The sequence below is a fragment of the Natronocella acetinitrilica genome, assembly GCF_024170285.1.
In the GTDB taxonomy this organism is placed as follows: Bacteria; Pseudomonadota; Gammaproteobacteria; order Nitrococcales; family Aquisalimonadaceae; genus Natronocella; species Natronocella acetinitrilica.
Genome location: NZ_JALJXV010000007.1, coordinates 234,598 through 252,198 on the forward strand (window position 1 = coordinate 234,598; position 17,601 = coordinate 252,198).

The 17,601-nt window shown below is 61.4% G+C and carries 17 protein-coding genes; 9 read left to right on the top strand and 8 right to left on the bottom strand.

Annotation, left to right across the window (positions count from 1 at the left end; all coding sequences use genetic code 11):
* Window positions 1-22: 22 nt before the first annotated feature.
* A complete protein-coding gene (locus tag J2T57_RS15175) occupies window positions 23-976 on the bottom strand; it encodes a 5'-nucleotidase (RefSeq protein ID WP_253480231.1) in 954 nt (317 codons plus the stop codon).
* 124 nt (window positions 977-1,100) lie between these two features.
* Here J2T57_RS15175 and J2T57_RS15180 point away from each other — a divergent pair, with 124 nt between their 5' ends.
* On the top strand, window positions 1,101-1,712 hold the full coding sequence (locus tag J2T57_RS15180) for a TetR/AcrR family transcriptional regulator (RefSeq protein ID WP_253480234.1): 612 nt from the start codon (window positions 1,101-1,103) through the stop codon (window positions 1,710-1,712).
* Window positions 1,713-1,861: 149 nt separating this feature from the next.
* Complete coding sequence (locus J2T57_RS15185) at window positions 1,862-2,533, top strand: Bax inhibitor-1/YccA family protein (protein WP_253480237.1); 672 nt, start codon at window positions 1,862-1,864, stop codon at window positions 2,531-2,533.
* 68 nt (window positions 2,534-2,601) lie between these two features.
* Here J2T57_RS15185 and J2T57_RS15190 read toward each other — a convergent pair whose 3' ends face one another.
* Entirely contained in the window at window positions 2,602-3,483 is an 882-nt protein-coding gene (locus J2T57_RS15190) for a DMT family transporter (protein ID WP_253480240.1), read from the bottom strand.
* Between the two features lie 159 nt (window positions 3,484-3,642).
* Here J2T57_RS15190 and gpt point away from each other — a divergent pair, with 159 nt between their 5' ends.
* Both gpt and J2T57_RS15200 read left to right on the top strand, forming a co-directional pair.
* On the top strand, window positions 3,643-4,143 hold the full coding sequence (gene gpt / locus J2T57_RS15195) for a xanthine phosphoribosyltransferase (RefSeq protein WP_253480243.1): 501 nt from the start codon (window positions 3,643-3,645) through the stop codon (window positions 4,141-4,143).
* Between the two features lie 2 nt (window positions 4,144-4,145).
* On the top strand, window positions 4,146-5,639 hold the full coding sequence (locus J2T57_RS15200; protein WP_253480246.1) for an AMP nucleosidase: 1,494 nt from the start codon (window positions 4,146-4,148) through the stop codon (window positions 5,637-5,639).
* A gap of 6 nt (window positions 5,640-5,645) precedes the next feature.
* Here the strand turns inward: J2T57_RS15200 and J2T57_RS15205 are convergent, their stop codons facing one another.
* A complete protein-coding gene (locus J2T57_RS15205) occupies window positions 5,646-6,746 on the bottom strand; it encodes an AI-2E family transporter (RefSeq protein ID WP_253480249.1) in 1,101 nt (366 codons plus the stop codon).
* 125 nt (window positions 6,747-6,871) lie between these two features.
* Between J2T57_RS15205 and J2T57_RS15210 the strand changes: the two genes are divergently transcribed.
* Together J2T57_RS15210 and J2T57_RS15215 are read left to right on the top strand one after the other, a co-directional pair.
* Window positions 6,872-7,807 carry an AEC family transporter gene (locus J2T57_RS15210; RefSeq protein WP_253480252.1) on the top strand — a complete coding sequence of 312 codons (936 nt, stop codon included), beginning with the start codon at window positions 6,872-6,874 and terminating at the stop codon, window positions 7,805-7,807.
* Window positions 7,808-7,947: 140 nt separating this feature from the next.
* Window positions 7,948-8,181, top strand: a complete 234-nt coding sequence (locus J2T57_RS15215; protein WP_253480254.1) for a hypothetical protein — start codon at window positions 7,948-7,950, stop codon at window positions 8,179-8,181.
* Window positions 8,182-8,361: 180 nt separating this feature from the next.
* Here the strand turns inward: J2T57_RS15215 and J2T57_RS15220 are convergent, their stop codons facing one another.
* From J2T57_RS15220 to J2T57_RS15230, 3 genes are all read right to left on the bottom strand, one after another.
* A complete protein-coding gene (locus J2T57_RS15220; protein ID WP_253480256.1) occupies window positions 8,362-9,678 on the bottom strand; it encodes a TRAP transporter large permease in 1,317 nt (438 codons plus the stop codon).
* The gene (locus tag J2T57_RS15225; protein WP_253480258.1) at window positions 9,678-10,289 is read right to left on the bottom strand and encodes a TRAP transporter small permease subunit; all 612 of its coding nucleotides are present in this window, start codon (window positions 10,287-10,289) and stop codon (window positions 9,678-9,680) included. The genes J2T57_RS15220 and J2T57_RS15225 overlap by 1 nt, the downstream gene beginning before the upstream one ends.
* A gap of 211 nt (window positions 10,290-10,500) precedes the next feature.
* Window positions 10,501-11,703, bottom strand: a complete 1,203-nt coding sequence (locus tag J2T57_RS15230) for a TRAP transporter substrate-binding protein (RefSeq protein ID WP_253480260.1) — start codon at window positions 11,701-11,703, stop codon at window positions 10,501-10,503.
* Window positions 11,704-12,097: 394 nt separating this feature from the next.
* On the opposite strand from J2T57_RS15230, the gene J2T57_RS15235 reads away from it, so the two are divergent.
* A complete protein-coding gene (locus J2T57_RS15235) occupies window positions 12,098-12,748 on the top strand; it encodes an acyloxyacyl hydrolase (RefSeq protein ID WP_253480262.1) in 651 nt (216 codons plus the stop codon).
* A gap of 13 nt (window positions 12,749-12,761) precedes the next feature.
* Here J2T57_RS15235 and dacB read toward each other — a convergent pair whose 3' ends face one another.
* On the bottom strand, window positions 12,762-14,207 hold the full coding sequence (gene dacB / locus J2T57_RS15240) for a D-alanyl-D-alanine carboxypeptidase/D-alanyl-D-alanine endopeptidase (protein WP_253480277.1): 1,446 nt from the start codon (window positions 14,205-14,207) through the stop codon (window positions 12,762-12,764).
* 101 nt (window positions 14,208-14,308) lie between these two features.
* On the opposite strand from dacB, the gene J2T57_RS15245 reads away from it, so the two are divergent.
* Window positions 14,309-15,103, top strand: coding sequence for a DUF3750 domain-containing protein (locus tag J2T57_RS15245; protein WP_253480280.1), 795 nt, complete (start codon window positions 14,309-14,311; stop codon window positions 15,101-15,103).
* On the opposite strand, the gene J2T57_RS15250 is transcribed toward J2T57_RS15245, so the two are convergent.
* Window positions 15,104-16,258: an MFS transporter gene (locus J2T57_RS15250; RefSeq protein WP_253480283.1), complete on the bottom strand. Its 1,155-nt coding sequence runs from the start codon at window positions 16,256-16,258 to the stop codon at window positions 15,104-15,106.
* Window positions 16,259-16,439: 181 nt separating this feature from the next.
* Between J2T57_RS15250 and cfa the strand changes: the two genes are divergently transcribed.
* Entirely contained in the window at window positions 16,440-17,594 is a 1,155-nt protein-coding gene (gene cfa / locus J2T57_RS15255) for a cyclopropane fatty acyl phospholipid synthase (protein WP_301289425.1), read from the top strand.
* The last annotated feature ends 7 nt before the right edge of the window (window positions 17,595-17,601 follow it).

Sequence of the window (17,601 nt, forward strand, 5' to 3'; positions counted from 1 at the left end):
ACCTATCGCCTGGTGCCGCAGGTCAGCGATCGGGGGTCGTCTCATGGTCCGATTCCGGCGCCGGGTCGGGCCGCTCATTGGCGACACCGAATGGCACATGGCCCGTGGCCACATGCTGCATGGCCAATTCGCAATGACCCGTCTGATCATCAAAAAAGATATCCGCCGCAAAGGCCTGCAGAAACTCGGATTTGGCAAGCCCACCAAGAAACAGCGCTTCATCAATGCGGATATTCCAGTGGCGAAGCGTACGAATCACCCGCTCGTGGGCTGGCGCTGCCCGGGCCGTTACCAGCGCCGTCCTGATGGGGCACTGCTCTGCCGGATAGGCATTCTGCAGATTATGCAGCGCCGACAGGAAGCGCTTGAACGGTCCGCCCGGCAAGGGCGCACGGGCCTGGGCACGCTCGCTGGCACTGAACTGGTCCAGGCCCTGGGTACGGAACACGCGCTCCGCTTCGTCTCCAAACAGTACCGCGTCGCCGTCGAATGCAATACGCAGTTCGCCATCCTCGGCCTCTTCAACCGTCTCGTCCCGTTGGGCGCTGGGTAGAATGGTCGCCGCCGCATAGCCGGCGGCCAGGGCCTGACTCACGTCGTTGGGATCGGCAGACAGAAACAGGTGCGCACCGAACGGCCTCACATAGCGCCATGGCCGCTCTCCATTGGTGAATGCGGCGCGGGTCACGTTGAGACCGTAATGCTCGATGGAGTTGAAGACACGCAGTCCGGTGTCGGCGCTGTTGCGAGACAGAAGGATGACTTCCACCCGGGTGGCACTGCGATCCAGATTCAGCAGCTTGCGCACCAGGCGAAATGCCACACCCGGGCGCAGGATCTCCGATTCGCGTTCTACCTGATAGGCGCAGTAGGCTTCCACGCCCTCGTCTTCAAACACGCGGTGGCTATCAGCCATGTCGAACAGCGCGCGAGAGGAAATCGCCACTACCAGCCGTTCGGTATCATCTTGCGCCATGGCCCGGATACACCAGTTGCCTACAGGTTTGCGGACTTTTTCAATGCAGCCGGTTAAGGTGTCTGCCTTGCCACCCGATCGCGTCGGTGGGCAGGCCCCCAATTCGGCAAAGAGTAAGTGTGGCATGGCCTACAGGGAAACCGCCAGGATCAGGGAGCGCAAGGACCAGACTCGCCAATGCCTGGTGGATGCCGCGACGCGGCTGGTGGCAAGCAACGGTTTCGGCGGCGTTCAGGTCAGTATGATTGCTGCGGAAGCTGGCATGGCCACCGGCACCGTCTACGGCTACTTCCCCTCCAAGACGGCGCTGTTTCGTGCAGTCTTCGAAGAGGCCAGCCAGCGCGAGCTTGACGCCTTTGCGGCGGCACCGCAGCCCGGCGCCTCGCCAGACGTCCAGTTGCAGGCCATGGTCTCGACTTTCGCTGGGCGTGCCCTGGCCAACCCGGGGCTGGCCCGGGCATTGATTGCGGAGCCGGCGGAAGCGGATCTGGATGAGGCCCGGCAGCGCTTCAGAAAAGCCTATGCAGAGCAGTTCGAGACAGTGCTCAGCACGGGAATCGACCAGGGGCTGTTCGCGCCCCAGGACGCCTGGGTTTCGGCGCAGGCGCTGGTGGGGGGCGTCGCAGAGGCCCTGGTCGGCTCCGCGATGGGCGAGTGTCCGGCGGACGCGGACTGGCGGCGGACACGAGTGGAAGCCGTCACCGCCTTCGCAATGCGTGCTGTGGCGGATTGCTGAATCGGTCGTGGAACACACCTCGCGAGGGAACCGCAGGCAAGCCGAACTGCCTAAGCAATTGATGATCCTTTCGCATCACGGCACACTAGTGTGGTTTAGCTTGGCGACCCGGGCATTCCCGAGGGTCCACTACAGGAGGTTGTCTGACGATGGCGACGCACGATCGGGTAATTACTTCAGGCCGTCAGGGCGTTGTTGAGACCAACAAGGTTATTCGCAGCACTTACACGCTGCTTGCCATGACCCTTGGCTTCAGTGCCGTAACTGCCGGCGTTGCAATGTTGAGCAATGCACCACCGCTGCCCTGGTTCATGGTCCTGGCGGGTTACTTTGGCCTGCTGTTCCTGACCAATGCCATGCGCAACAGCGTTTGGGGCCTGGTGTCGATATTCGCCCTGACCGGCTTCATGGGCTACACCCTCGGTCCGCTGCTGAGTTTCTACCTGGGGGCGTTCTCCAATGGTAGCCAACTGGTTGCGATGGCCTTTGGTGGCACCGCGGCCATCTTCCTCGGCCTGTCCGGCTATGCCCTGACCACCCGCAAGGACTTCAGCTTCATGGGGGGCTTCCTGTTCGTCGGCATTCTGGTCGCCTTCCTGGCTGGCCTGGGTGCAATGGTATTCAGCATGCCGGCCCTGTCGCTTGCGGTGAGCGCCATGTTCATTCTGCTGATGTCGGGGCTGATTCTCTGGCAGACCAGCGAAATGATCCACGGTGGCGAGACCAACTACATCATGGCGACGGTAACGCTCTACGTGTCCATCTTCAATCTGTTCACCAGCCTGCTGCACATCCTGGGGATTTTCGGCGGCGACGACTGACACGACCTACCCCGTAACCAAAACCCCGCCCGAGTGGGCGGGGTTTTTTATTGCCACTGGGTTAGCAATCAGGATCGCCTGAAAAGCTGCTGTATCAACAGGCCCGCGACAATGAGCAGCAATCCGATGTAGGTCGAGGTCAGAATCACCTCGCCAACAAAAGCTCGAATGAAGAACAGCGACAGGAACGGCGAAAGGAAGATCAGATTGCTGATACGGGATGTGCTGGTGGCAAGCCGCATGGCGCCCAGCCACAGCGCAAAGGCCAGACCCATCTCGAAAACGCCCACATAGGCAGCGCCAGCCAACGCCCTCCAATCTGCGGCCGGTAAACCGTCTGTCAGCATGCACGCGACCAGGATGAAGGGCACGCCCATGGTGAAGTTGCAGAACAACGCCACCAGCGGATCCCTCCGGTCGCGGGCGCTGACAATCCAGTAAAGCGACCAGAGCACGGTGCTCGCAAGGGCCAGGAACACACCGTAGGGGTTGTCGAAGCCCAGGGACAGAACGTTGCCGCGGGTCGCGATCACCCAGACACCGCTGTAGGCGATCAATCCTCCCAGCACATCGGCGCGGGTCAACCGCTGCCCCAACAGGGGAACAGCCAGCAGCGCCAGCGTGAACGCCCAGGTGTAATTCAGCGGCTGGGCCTCCTGGGCAGGCAACTGATCATAGGCCTCGAACAGGACAACGTAGTAGAGGAAGGGATTGAGTAGACCCATGCCAGCCGAGCGAAGATAGTCCTGCCACGATCCCTGGAACGCGAGAACCAGTCGACCACTGACCAGCAACAGCAGGCCCAGGGTCACGACCGATACGATGCTTGCCGCGGCAAGCAGCTGGATCGGGGTCAGGTACTGCAGGGACAGCTTGAAGGCGGTGGCGACGGTGGACCAGAGTAGTACCGCCCCGAGGGCAAGCAGCATGGCGCGTTGTTGATTCGTCATTGCCGGTGCCACCGCCTGCAAACCTTGCCAAACCGAGCCACACCATAGCGCATCAGGCCGACAGAGTTAGTAATCCGGAAAAATTCACCGATAATGAACGGCCATTGCGCGGTACACAGTCATCGCGCCGCCCACGACTGACTTGCAAACGGAGGAACAATGACGGCGCCCCAGGAAAAGGCCTTCCCTGTGTCATGGGATCAACTGCATCGAGACGCCAGAGCCCTGGCATGGCGATTGGCCGGCATAAACCGTTGGGATGCCATCGTGTGCGTGACACGGGGCGGACTTGTGCCCTCGGCCATCGTGGCCAGAGAGCTCGGAATCCGCCTCATCGATACCGTCTGCATCACCTCCTACCACGACTATCAGACCCAGGGTGAACTGGAGCTCCTGAAGTCGGTGACGCCATCCCTGGTCGAACTCGGCAAGGGCCGCGGTGAGCGCCTGCTGGTTGTCGATGATCTCGTGGATACCGGGCGGACCGCCCGCGTCGTCAAGGACATGTTGCCCGAAGCGCACCTGGCCACGGTTTACGCCAAACCCCAGGGCATCGAGCTGGTGGACACTTTCGTCACGGAAGTGTCCCAGGACACCTGGATCTACTTTCCCTGGGACACCAGCCTGCAGTTCGCGCCGCCCATACGCGACGGGGTCTGAGCATGACGGTTGGCAACGGAGTACGCCAACCGGGCACTGGCCACGGCGCGGTGCGGGACCTGAAGCCCTGCCACACGGCGGACGAGGCGCTGCAGCGGGTCGAGCACCTCTACACGACAGCAGTGGAGCGCATGCAAGCCCGCTATCGCTCCTTTGTGGCCGGTGAGAGCCCTGGCCTGCCCGGCCTGGATGCGTGTTATCCCTACGTGGGCCTCGAGATCACGGCTGACAAACTGGTCACGGCCGCACGGCCCACCTACGGTGCCTTACGCAACCCGGGTTTTCACGGAACGACGGTGACGCGCCCGGATCTGTTTCGCCGCTATCTCCACGAGCAGTTCACGCTGCTGCTGCGCAACCATGGCGTGCCACTGCAAGTGGGCGTTAGCAATGAACCTATCCCCCTTCCTTTCGTGATCGAGGATGCAACGGCAGACCTGGGGCCAGAACAGGTTCGCGCCCTTTCTTCGGTATTTCACTTGCCCAACCTCGGCATGATCGACGACCGCATTGCCAACGGCACTTATCGCACCCCACCCGGCGAACCCTGGCCGCTGGCCCTGTTTCCGGCACAGCGCGTCGATCTCGCCGTGCAGCGACTGCACCACTACACCGGTACCGACGCGAGCCGCTTCCAGGGCTTTGTGCTCTTTACGAACTACCAGCGCTATGTGGATGATTTCATAAGATATGGACTGGATCAGATCAAGGCGGGTGGTGACTATACGGCGTTCGTCGAACCCGGCGACGTCATCACCGATGCCACTACCTCCACGCCTGCGGAACAGATCAGACGACCTAAACATCTGCCGCCCATGCCGGCCTACCACCTTGTTCGGCCAGACGGGCTGGGCGTCACCCTGATCAACATTGGAGTGGGGCCATCCAACGCCAAGACCATCACCGACCATCTCGCCGTACTCAGGCCCCATTGCTGGCTGATGATTGGTCACTGTGGCGGACTTCGGCGCTCCCAGTTGCTTGGCGATTACGTACTCGCCCATGCCTACATGCGGGAAGACCATGTACTGGATCAGGACCTCCCCCTCTGGGTGCCGGTGCCACCCATTGCAGAGATTCAGGTAGCACTGCAGGAGGCGGTGGCCGGCGTGACGGGACTTGAGGGCATGGATACCAAGATCCGCCTGCGCACCGGCACGGTGGCGAGTACCGACAACCGAAACTGGGAGTTCCGTTACGATGAACTCTACGAGCGATTCAGCCAGTCCCGCGCCATTGCGGTGGACATGGAGAGTGCCACCATCGCCGCCAATGGATTCCGACTACGTGTCCCCTATGGCACGTTGCTGTGCGTCTCGGACAAGCCCATGCATGGCGAACTGAAGCTGCGCAGCATGGCCGATGCGTTCTACCGAACCCGCGTCAATCAACACCTGTTCATCGGTCTGGAGACGGTGCGCCTATTGAAAGAGGCCGGCATCGACTCCCTCCACTCGCGCAAGTTACGGAGTTTCGACGAGCCTGCCTTCCGCTGAGTCTCGTCAGCGGGATATGAGCTGATAGACCGGATAGAGCCGTGGGGTATTGCGGAGGATGACCTGCAGGACCGTCATCAGGGGAACGGCGAGCAGCACACCAATCGCGCCCCACAACCAGCCCCAGAAGAAAATCGACAGGAAAATCACCACGGGATTGACGGACAGGCGGTAGCCGTGAAAATACGGCTCGATGATGAAACCCACCAGGCTCGACAGCGCGAGATAGCCCAGGGGCGCTGCCAGCATCATCGCTGGTTCATCAAAGGTGATGGCGGAGACCAACGCCAACAAGGCAACGGTCAAGACCACACCCAGATAGGGGATAAAGCGCAGCAGTGCCGCGATAACGCCCCAGACCACCGGCTCCGGCAGCCCGATAACCCAGACCAACATCGCCGTGGCTACCCCGACAAGGCCGTTGCTGATGGTGATGAACCCCAGGTACCGGGCAATCTCGCGCTGCGCATCCTGGATCATGCGCAAACTGGCCCGCCGGTCGGATCGAGCACCGAGCAGACGCACGTAGTTCTGGATCAGCCGGTCACCGCTGACCAGCAGAAAGAAAGTGAGCGTCAGGGCAAGGGTGACCGCCACGACGGTGTCTCGCAGACCGACCGCGAGCTGCCCCCGCCAGGAAACCTCTTCCTGTTGCACCACAACGGTGGGTTCAGCTTCGCGGCTACTGTCCTCGGTCTCCTGCGCTTCGGCCACGGCGCGCTCCACTTGCTCCGCCGAGCGCGCCATGCGCTCGAAGGCCTCACGCATGTCACTGTCCGGCACGGTCAGCCGGGCGATGCCCTCTGGCGCATCCTCAAGCCACTGCAAGGCCGGTTCGCCCACAATCTTGCCGATGCCGGCCACGCCGGCGACCACTGCCGCCAGCAGGAACAAGGCCGCCAGGGCCCGCGGCACGCCGTATCGCGCGGCGCGGCGAACCAGGGGGGAAAGCAGCAGACTGACCATCACCGCCAGCACAACGGGCAATATCACCTCGTGGGCCAGGTACATCGTGTAGAGCACCCCCAGGGCAAACAGCCCGTGGATGGACACACGTAGCGGGTCTTTACCGTATGGCCGGTGTTCTTGCGCTTCCTGTTCGGACACGGGGCGTTGGTCTCCACGTCAGTCGGGTGAACGGGCGGTTGTTCCCGCGATGCTGCAAGCATACCTTATGCCTGCAACTGGTCAGCGGATCACATCGTCCCTCCCAAACGGACAAGCACAGACTCGTGACAGCCCTATTCAGCGCACTGATCGCAGTCTTCGGCCTTATTCTGCTTGGGCAGGTGTTGCAGCGGACCGCATTTACCAACGATGCCTTCTGGCACATTGCCGAGCGCCTGATCTACTTTCTCGCTCTACCTGCGCTACTGGTCAGTAACCTGAGCGCAGCACCCCTGGAAGCGCTGGACCTGGGCAGGATGGCGGTCGCCCTGGTGATTCCCGTGACCCTGGTCACCATCTTGCTATTGGCCTGGCAAGCCCGTTACGACACCTTCACAGGCCCCGCCTTCACCTCGGTATTTCAGGGCGGAATCAGACTCAATACCTATATTGGCCTCGCCACGGCAGGCGCTCTGTTTGGCAGCGACGGCCTGGCAATGGCTGCTGTCAGCCTCGCGGTATTGATCCCCCTGGTCAACATCTTCAGTGTACTGGCCCTGCTCCGCCATACCGGAAGTGCCTCGAAAACCGGCGCGAACCTGCTGATCATGCAAATACTCAGAAATCCGCTGGTACTCGCATGTCTGCTCGGTATCGGACTCAACATGCTCGATGTTGGCCTGTTTCCGCCACTGCTCACCCTGCTTGATGCACTTGGTCAGGCTGCCCTGCCACTGGGGTTGATGGCCGTGGGTGCCGGACTCCAGATAGCCAGGCTGGGCCAGCACGCGAGACCGGCTCTGCTGAGTTCCGGGATCAAACTGATCCTGCTGCCGATGCTGTCCGTGCCGGTGATTGTCGCCCTGGGGCTCACTCCAGTCGCTGCGATCGGCGTCGTCCTGTTCGCTGCGCTACCCACTTCAGCCTCAAGTTACATACTCGCAAGGCAGCTCGGCGGCGATGCGCAGCTCATGGCGTCCATTCTGAGCCTGCAAACGCTGCTGTCGGCCGTCACCCTACCCGTCATTCTATGGCTAGCGCTCCACCTTCCTACGGCTTGAACTGAGTGGCTCTTTAAATAATAATCGTTCTCATTTGCATCTTTATGTTATAGTGAAAATGTATCGATTAGATAAAAATATTCGTTTTTTACTATGCATAGAACGCCGGTACCCTAGCGGCAATTGTTATGGGAGGTACCATGCTGAACTCTGAGATCTTGCGCATTCCGGCAGAAATGCTTTTGCGAGACGCCATTTTTCACATGAACGCCGAGTTTCAAACCAGCGCCGTAATTGTTAACCCGGCAGGAGATGCACTGGGCATACTTGACGGCGAAAGTATCGCCCGCGGCCTTGCCATGGATGCGGACGCCTTGCTGACCACCCCGTGCATCGAGTTGCTTGAGCCGCGGCGCGTGAACCTCGCTGCCTGAGCGGCACCTGCGTCACTGCTCTCCCCCATTCCACTTATGCTCCTCCACGGGTAGCCCGCGCCGCGCCCCTGTCAAAGGCCATACCCACGGGGCGCAACCTGCAAGCCCTCACTGATTCCAAAAAAAACGCCGGCCTGGAGAGGCCGGCGTCGGGTCGTTGGCTAACAGAGAGCCGATCGATCAGCCGTACAGCACGCTCGGAATGTAGTACACCAGGCCCGGCACGTTGTAGAGGACCACCATGGCCACGAACACCAGGGACAGGAAGGGCATGACGCCCTTGAATATGTCCATGATATCCATGTGTGGTGCCACCCCCTTCAGGTAGAAGGCGGACATGGCCATGGGCGGCGTCAGGAACGACGTCTGGATGTTCAAAGCCACAAGGATGCCGAAGAACAGCGGATCCACGCCGAAAATGTGCAGCAACGGCAGGAAGATCGGCACGAAGATGATAATGATCTCCGTCCACTCCAGCGGCCAGCCCAGCAGGAAGATCAGGATCTGCGCCAGGATCAGGAACTCGAGGGTGGAAAGATCGAGACCCACCACGAACTGTTCGATCACGTGGTGACCATCCAGCAAGGAGAACACGGACGAGAAGATCCACGCCCCCACGAAGAGCCAGCACACCATGGCAGTGGTCTTGGCCGTGAGGAACACCGCCTCCTTCAGTCGCTGGAAGGTCAGCTGCCCGTAGGCGGCCGCCAGCAAAATCCCGCCAAGGGCACCGATACCTGCGGCCTCATGCGGTGTCGCCAGCCCGAAGAGAATTGCTCCAAGCACGCAGACGATAAGCGTCACCAACGGCACGAACGAGGTGAGGAGCATGAAGAGCACCCTGCTCCAGGGCACATTTGCGTCTTCCTTGCTGAGCTTCGGCGCCACCTTGGGATTGATAAGCCCTCGGCCCATGACATAGATCATGTACAGGCTTGCAAGAAGCAGGCCCGGCAACAGTGCCGCAGCGTACAACCGCACAACGGAAACACCCGCCATGGCGCCATAGAGAATCAGCATGATGCTCGGCGGAATGAGGATGCCCAGAGTCCCGCCAGCGCAGATGACGCCACTGGCAAGCCGTTTGTCGTAACCCGCCTTGAGCATGGCCGGCAGCGCAAGCAGGCCCATCAGCGTCACCACCGCACCGACTATGCCGGTGGCCGTGGCGAACAATGCGCATGTGGCCAGGCTCGCCACGGCCAGTGATGCAGGAACACCACGAGCGGCAAGCTGGAGGCTAAAGAATAATCGGTCAAGTATGTTCGCCCGCTCGACGATATAGCCCATGAACAGGAACAGGGGTATCGCGATCAGTACGTCGTTGGCCATGACGCCATAGGCGCGCTGCACCAGCAACGTGAAAATAATGTCACCGATCGCGTAGTAACCAAAACCCACCCCCATCGCGATCAGGGTAAAGGCAATCGGGAAGCCCATCATGATGAGGAGCACGAGGATCCCCAACATGAGCATCCCCACTTGAGGTTCGGACATTATCGATTCTCCTCGATATTCTTGTCATCGGTGGCGGCATATTCCTTCTGCGCCTCGACATCCACCGGAAGCACCTCCTCGAGTTCCTTTACATCGTCGAGGCGCGACGGCCACTCGCCAGTGCGAAGCACCACGATGCAGCGCGTGAACTCGGCTACCCCCTGGATAATCAGGAAGAACGCACATAACGGTATGACGGACTTGAAGTGATAGAGCGGCGGCCCTGCCGGGCTATAAGGGCTGCGTTCGCCAATGCGCCAGGATGCGGCGGCAAAATCCCAGCCCATCCAGAAAAGTGCCAACACGCCCGGAAAGAAGAAGATCAGGTACAGGAAAATATCCAGAACGGCCTTCAGCCTATTGGGCAACAGCCTGGAAACCACGTCTGCCCGGACATGCCCATCCCGCGACAGCGTGTAAGCGCCCGCCATCATGAACATGGTGCCGTAGAGGATGTAACTGGTGTCGTACGCCCACCCGGTGGGCGAACGCAGGACGTAGCGCATGAAGACCTCATAGCAGACAACTGCCATGAGGATGAGGATGCACCACGCAAACGTCTTTCCGACCCACGTACTGATGTGGTCGACAATGGTGATGAACTTGTTCATTCCCGGAATTACTCCGCGTCTGGAAACCGACGCCAAGGCGGCGTAGCCAAGTATTCGGTGCCTTGAGCGTGAGAGGGAAACCGTTCGATGCACACAGACGAGTGACGATGTGCTGAAGGTGCGCTGCGAGACCGCGCGGCGCCAATCCACCCCCTAACGCCAAGGGGTGGCGACACAAATGCCGCCACCCCTTACCAACTGCACTGCTCGACTAGAGTATCGTCGACTCGGACGTCACGGCGCGACCGAAGAAGTGCTCGTAAGCCTGCTCCTTCGGCGCCTCACCTTCAAGGAAGAAGGCAATCGACTTCTCGCACCACTCCATCTGCGATTCGATGACGCGGCGGAAGAACTCGTTGTTGGCGGATTCACGCTCGATGACCACATCCCAGGCATCCAGCTGCGCCTGCAGGATGGAATCCGGCGTGATGTAGGTGCTCACACCGTCTTCTTCACGCAGCCTGCGCAGGTCTTCCGGGTAGCGGTTCATCGCCTTCCAGAACATGTCGGACGAGGCCGCTTCGGACGCATGCTTGATGATGGACTGCAGCTCCTCCGGCAGGCCATCGTAGCGACGCTTGTTGAAGATGATCTCGAAAGCCTCACAGTCCTGGTGGTAGCTGCGCAGCATCCAGGTCTTGCTGACGTCGGGGAAGCCCAGCAACCGGTCCGAGGACGGGTTGTTGAACTCGGCGCCGTCGAGCAGGCCACGGTCAAGGGCAGGCACGATGTCCGGGCCACCCATGATGGTGACAGAGGCACCGAACTCGCGCATGAGATCGGCTGCCAGGCCCACGGTGCGGTAGGACATGCCCTGCAGCTGATCGGCACTGCGAATGGGCTCCTTGAACCAGCCCAGCGCCTGGGTCGGCATCGGCCCGGTCAGGAAGCCGACGAGTTCCAGACCCAGGACTTCCTGGACAAGTTCATCGTAAAGCTCCTGACCGCCGCCGTACTTCTGCCAGGCGAGGAACTGGTTGGCAGTCCAGCCAAAGGGCGGCGGGGTGCCGAACAGCGAGAAAGCCTTGTGCTTGCCGTACCAGTAGGCGGACACGCCGTGACCGCCATCGAGGGCACCGGCAATGACGGCATCCTGCATCTGCAGCGCGCCAACCACCGAGCCTGCGGGCATCAGCTGAATGTTCAGCCTTCCGCCAGACATGGTGTTACACATGCGGGCAAAGTCGGCCGCGAACTCATGGAAGATATCCTGCGTGGGCCAGGTGCTCTGGAAGCGCAGACGGGTGGTCTGCGCGGTGGATACCATCGGGAAGCCGACGGCTGCGGCACCAGCGGCCGCGGCGGCAGAACCGGCAAGGAACTTGCGGCGCGATACGCCCTGATTTCCAAGCTCGTTCTCGTTTGCCACTCCACTGTCCTTCACGGACGTGTCGTTATTGTCTGTAGTGTGCATCCCACTCCTCCAGCGATTTGTGGTTTTAAGGGTCGGGCGACACGGATGACCGCATCGCGTCCAAATCCACTCGGGGGTGAATCGGCGAAAGCATGGACCTGTTCATGGACTCTGTTGCTTTCGTCAAACGTGTATACCGCGTCCCAGCCCCGATATCAACTGCGCCACCCCGCAAACAAAGACCCAAACGGAGGTTTTCGGAAGTGAGGCGAAGTCATGTGCGAACGCAGCATACAGCGCTTGCTGCAATGCAGCAGAAAATGGGATATGACAAGCTCCGACGGGTTTGTTCTTTCCCGTATAAGACCTTATCGCTGAACAACGAAAAAGGTTACAGACTGCCCACCCCTACTAACCGGCATACCCGATCAGGGTGCACCCTCCCTGCACGGTCATGTTGCCGGGCAACGCCACCGATGCATTCTTCTTCACCGGCGAATCGGCTATGCTGCTCGCGCCTGTAACGTGGGACTGGAGCGCCGCACGCCCCGCCAAGGACAATGCACAGCCGATGAAATGGATTCTGCCCCGAGTGATGTATCTCATTGCGGTGTCGCTCGCCGTTCCACCGGTACTCTCGGCGAGCGAGTCCAACACTTGGGTTCTTCTCGGCGCACAGGTCGGCCAACACTGGGGAGAGGATGCCAATCTGCTCCGCGGTAGCGTTCTGCACCGGCTGGATGCGCCGACGCTTGGGCTGGAGTTGCTACCCGAATACTCATTGAGCCGGCACCGCTTGTACGGCGGCGGCGAAGTCGTATGGGCACCGGCAGCGCGTCTCTTGCTTCGCCGCGACCTGGGAACACGAAGGCTGTTCTTCGAGCTGGGATCCGGCATCACCTACTATCGGGCCGATTCGCTGGACCGGACCCGATGGGGCAGCCGCTGGCAGTTTCGCTCTAACGCGGGGCTTGGCCTGCGCCTGGACCTGGTACACGAGCTATCAATCGTCTACCGGGCCAATCACAGTTCGAACGGCGGTTTTCGCGCTCCGAATCCGGGCCTCGATGACCACGGCATCACGCTGGAATGGCACTTTCGCTGATCAGCTGGGCGACTCAGCGCTCGTGGACCCAACGCAACAGCGCATCCTGCACCGCTTCGCCGGGGCCCTGATGGGCGGTATCGGAGTTGAGCATCGCAACCACGATATAGTCCTGATCATCAGCAGCTCTGACGTAACCGGCGATAGCCGACACACCATTCAGACGACCGGTCTTCAAGTGCATGCGGCCTGCCTCCGGCGCATTGGTGAAGCGTCGGCGCGCAGTGCCGTCCAGTCCGGCGATGGCGAGGGAGGAAACATACTCGGCCATATACTGGCTTTGCCGGCCGGCGGCGAGCACCTGCGCCACCTGTCGAGCGCTGACCCGGTTGGTTCGGGACAGCCCCGCGGCGTTATCCAGGATCATGCCTTTGGTTTCGACCCCGTGGCGATCCAGCACGTCCAGCATTGCGGCAACGCCTTTCTCGTGGGTGGCGGGCTCACCATGCATTTCCGCGCCCAGGGTCAGCTTCAAATGCCGGGTGATGACGTTGCTGCTGTACTTGTTGGCCAGCCGGATGATCTCCCCCAGAGAACGCGATTCGTGCACAGCGAACGGCTTTGCATGGTCGTTCAACCAGACGCCATGGCGCCAGCCCCCTGCGAACTCACCGCCCCACTGGCGCCAGACGATACTGAACAAACCTTCCAGATAGTCCTCGGGCTCGACAATACGGCGAACCAACCGGAACGTATCTTCGCAACGTGCCGGGTAGCTGCCGTCGAATTGCACCCTGCCCTGGTCAGCGACCCGATACCCAACGCCCCGCTGAAAGCCGCCGCAGCTGCGATCCTCCAGACGCAGGCGGTTCTCGAGCTGCAAACCGGGCAGATTGGGCTCGGCCTCGACACGGACCTCACCGCTGGAGCGGTCACCGAACACATGGAATCGCACCGCATTGAAGTTCACCAGTAACGCATGGGGCGGCTGGTTGTAGGCGCGGGTCGGGGCATTGTCGAAAGCAGCGGGGTCCTCGGCGTCCAGGGCAAAATGGCTGATGTCCAGCATCAGCGGCCCGTCGATATGGCGAACACCGGATCGCTGGAGAGTCGCCGCAAGTCGCCAGACATCCTCGTCGAGCAGATGGGGATCGCCATGGCCCCTGATCCAGAGCCGCTCCACGCGCCCGTTGACCGGAGGCTTATCCACGAATACTTCGGTCCGCCAGCGATAGGCGGGCCCCAGCTGCTCCAGCGCGGCAAACGTGGTAAAGAGTTTCATGACCGAGGCAGGGTTGCGCGGCCGGTCCGGCAGATGGGACAGCAGCGGCTCGGTCTCTCCCACCCGTTGCACCCAGATGCTGAGGCTGTCCGGATCGATACGCTGCCAGTCCAGCACCCTGGCCACCGGGTCGGGTAGCCCGGACGCTGCAATCGGCACCATGGGAAGTAGCGAGACCGTCATCGCAACGACGCGAAGCAGCAACGTCGATGAACTGCGGTGGTTCCTTCGGGTCATTGCTTCACGTCCATTTTGTATTTGGGAGACACTGCTCGACCCGCTATTCATACCGGGTGAACCGCTAACAACGCAATGGGTCCCGAAGAGGTGTATCGCCGTTGAACCCGAGATCTGCTGTTCGCTTCCTGCTGCTCTGGAGCTTCCGTTTCGTATTGCTGCTGGCGCTGCTACTGGCCGGGCCTGCCTATATGTTCGCATTCGGTGAGGTCCAGTTCGACCGCGACTGGCGAACCATGCAACGCGAGCCCGCGGGCCTGGCGCCAGACGCCGGGCAATATCGCGACGCGGTCGTGCAGGTCTACGCCGCCAGGGCCTTCAACTGGCGTGGTGTATTCGCCGTCCACACCTGGATCGCGGTAAAGCCGGAAAACGCGGAGAGCTATACGCTCTACGAAGTAACGGGCTGGCGACGGCCCAGTGTCCGGGCCATGAGCGGTGCCCCGGATCGGCCCTGGTTTGGCAGCCCGCCGAAACTCCTCGGCGAGATTCGCGGCAGCGACGCCCACCGGGCGATCCCGACCATCGAGGCCGCGGTGCGTGATTATCCGTTCGCCCATCGCTATGAAGCATGGCCAGGACCGAACAGCAACACCTTCACGGCCTGGGTGGTTCGCCGGACCGCCGAACTGCAGGTCGAGTTTCCGCCTACGGCTATCGGCAAGGATTACCTGGACCAGGGCCTGGTCGCCCGCACGCCGAGCGGCACGGGGTTCCAGGCATCACTTGGTGGCGTGCTGGGCCTGACTATCGCCCGCCGCGAAGGTCTTGAGCTGAACATCCTGGGGCTGGTTGTCGGCCTGGATCCGTTGCGTCCGGCACTGAAGATCCCGGGTATCGGCCGCGTTGGCTATGGGCGGCCCTGGACTTTGCCCGGTGAAGGCCCTGCCGACTGACTAGCCGTTCTTCGCGGGCGTTCGCAGCATGTCCCGCACCGCGAGCATGACGGCGAGGCTCAGCACCAGGCACAGGCTCATCACGAACGCTGTCCAGCCAAACTGCCGGAGCAACAGGCCGGGCAGGTATGAACCCGTGCTTCCACCGGCATAATAAGCGGCAATATAGAGCCCGTTCACCAGGCCGCGTCGCTCCGGCGCGAGGCGGTTGACCTGTCCGGGCAAGAGTCCATGGATCAGGAACATCCCGCCGCAGAAGAGGAACATGTTCACGTACAGAAAGGGGACCGACGGCACCAGGAACAGCCCGGTCGCCAGCATGAAGACGCACAGTCCGGCCACCACCGCCCTGCTTTCACCGCCGAGCCGAATCGCCAGTCTCGCCGCCAGCAGCGATGTCACGATCCCCATGAGATAGCCCGAGTAGATCAGGGAGATCGCTGCAGATCCCATGCCGTCCCGTAGATCGGCGGCGCGGAACGGCAGGAAGTTCAACAGCGATGCGAAGACGAAGAAGGCACAGAAGATGGTGAGGTACGCACTGCCGACACCAGGGATGCGCAATACCTCCGGGATCACGCGGGGATGAACCCGCGAGAACTTCGCGCTGGCGTCCGCGGGCAACCGTGTCAGGCTCGCCGATGCGACGCATAGCAGAACACCCAGGGTAAGGAATGTGGTCTGCCACCCCGCCAGGTCGGAGATCAACCCCGACGCAGCACGCCCGGCGAACCCACCAAACACCGTTGCGGCCACATACACGGCCATCGCCCGAGGCAGACGTGCTTCCGTGGCAGTCGATGCCACATGCGTCATCAACGCCGTGAGCATCGCCGGGATGAGCAAGCCCTGGCAGAAACGCAGGGCAAGAAAGGCCGGGTAGGCCGGCGCCAGGGCAAGACCCAGGGACGTCAATCCGAGCAATCCGGCAGCAACAATCAGTACGCGACGGGCAGAAACTGCTTCCAGTAGAAAGCCGTAGGCAATGGGGGCGATGCCCAGCGGCACCAGGGTCACGGTGATCAGGAGCGCCGCCGCCGACTCGGACACTGCGAGATCCCGCGCAAGCACGGGGAGCAGCGGCTGGGGCGCATACAGGGCGGAGAAGGCCAGCACCGTCGAGAACAATACGATGACCTGATTGCGACGGATCAACACTGACTCCCGGGTGATAACAACGAGGCCGGAGTCTACCTTGCACGGATTCTCTGGTGAACCAGAACACGTCATGCGGGGACGCAGACCTTCAAATTCGCTCGTTGGCGACTAAGTTTGAATGAGGTGCGCCGGATCCGCGCCGGCTTGTGAATGGCAGCAGCCCCAGGGCTCGAAGGTCATGAACGAGAAAACATTCGCCGAAAAGGCATACCAGCACAGCAGTTCGCGGCTGGACCGCATGATGGGCGACCTGCTGCGCAAGGCCGATATTCATGTCAATGGCGACCGTCCCTGGGACATGCGCGTGCATGCGCCCGGGGTGGCCGAACGGGCCTTCACCTATGGCAACCTGGGCCTCGGCGAAGCCTACATGGACGGCGCCTGGGATGCGGAGCGTCTCGACGAGTTCTTCCACCGCCTGATCAGGGCGCGGATTCCCGATCAGGTCCAGCCCCTGCGGCTGGCCTTCCACGCACTGCGCGCCCGTCTGCTGAACCTGCAGAGTCTGCGGCGCTCATGGCAGGTCGGCGAGGCCCACTATGACCTGGGCAATGCCTTCTACGAAGCCATGCTCGACAATCGCATGACCTACACCTGCGGCTACTGGGAAAACGCCGGCGATCTCGATGCCGCTCAGGAGGCCAAGCTCGACCTGATCTGCCGCAAACTGATGCTGGAACCCGGCATGCGCGTGCTGGACATCGGCTGTGGCTGGGGCAGCTTCATGCAGTATGCGGCGGAGCATTACGGGGTGAACTGCGTCGGCCTGACTGTCTCCCGGGAGCAGGCGGATCTCGCCACGCGACGCTGCCGTGGCCTGCCGGTGGAGATTCGCCTGCAGGACTACCGGGAACTCGAGGAGCGTTTCGATCGGATCGTGAGCATCGGCATGTTCGAGCATGTGGGACGCAAGAACCACCGTGTATACATGGAGATTGACCGACACAGCCTTGTCGAGGACGGTCTTTTCCTGCTCCACACCATCGGCAAGAACCAACGTGGCAGCGCGCCCGACCCCTGGATCGACAAGTACATTTTCCCCAATGGGGATCTTCCTTCCCTGAACCAGATCGCTGATAGCGTTGAAGACGCGTTCGTCATCGAGGATGTGCATAATTTCGGCGCCGACTACGACCGCACGCTGATGGCCTGGTACGACAACTTCGAGAGAGCCTGGCCGCGATTCCGCGATCGGTACGGAGACCGTTTCTATCGCATGTGGCGCTACTATCTGCTTTCCTGTGCTGGCGCCTTCCGTGCCCGTGCCGTGCAACTCTGGCAGATCATGCTGTCACCGACAGGCACACCCGGTGGCTACCGGCGACCGCGCTAGGGAAGCG

What these genes read in the sequence shown, in the direction of transcription:
- J2T57_RS15175 (WP_253480231.1), bottom strand. Translation starts at nt 976, where the DNA reads ATGGCGCAAGATGATACCGAACGGCTGGTAGTGGCGATTTCCTCTCGC.
- J2T57_RS15180 (WP_253480234.1), top strand. Translation starts at nt 1,101, where the DNA reads ATGGCCTACAGGGAAACCGCCAGGATCAGGGAGCGCAAGGACCAGACT.
- J2T57_RS15185 (WP_253480237.1), top strand. Translation starts at nt 1,862, where the DNA reads ATGGCGACGCACGATCGGGTAATTACTTCAGGCCGTCAGGGCGTTGTT.
- J2T57_RS15190 (WP_253480240.1), bottom strand. Translation starts at nt 3,483, where the DNA reads ATGACGAATCAACAACGCGCCATGCTGCTTGCCCTCGGGGCGGTACTA.
- gpt (WP_253480243.1), top strand. Translation starts at nt 3,643, where the DNA reads ATGACGGCGCCCCAGGAAAAGGCCTTCCCTGTGTCATGGGATCAACTG.
- J2T57_RS15200 (WP_253480246.1), top strand. Translation starts at nt 4,146, where the DNA reads ATGACGGTTGGCAACGGAGTACGCCAACCGGGCACTGGCCACGGCGCG.
- J2T57_RS15215 (WP_253480254.1), top strand. Translation starts at nt 7,948, where the DNA reads ATGCTGAACTCTGAGATCTTGCGCATTCCGGCAGAAATGCTTTTGCGA.
- J2T57_RS15220 (WP_253480256.1), bottom strand. Translation starts at nt 9,678, where the DNA reads ATGTCCGAACCTCAAGTGGGGATGCTCATGTTGGGGATCCTCGTGCTC.
- J2T57_RS15225 (WP_253480258.1), bottom strand. Translation starts at nt 10,289, where the DNA reads ATGAACAAGTTCATCACCATTGTCGACCACATCAGTACGTGGGTCGGA.
- J2T57_RS15230 (WP_253480260.1), bottom strand. Translation starts at nt 11,703, where the DNA reads ATGCACACTACAGACAATAACGACACGTCCGTGAAGGACAGTGGAGTG.
- J2T57_RS15235 (WP_253480262.1), top strand. Translation starts at nt 12,098, where the DNA reads ATGTTGCCGGGCAACGCCACCGATGCATTCTTCTTCACCGGCGAATCG.
- dacB (WP_253480277.1), bottom strand. Translation starts at nt 14,207, where the DNA reads ATGACCCGAAGGAACCACCGCAGTTCATCGACGTTGCTGCTTCGCGTC.
- cfa (WP_301289425.1), top strand. Translation starts at nt 16,440, where the DNA reads ATGAACGAGAAAACATTCGCCGAAAAGGCATACCAGCACAGCAGTTCG.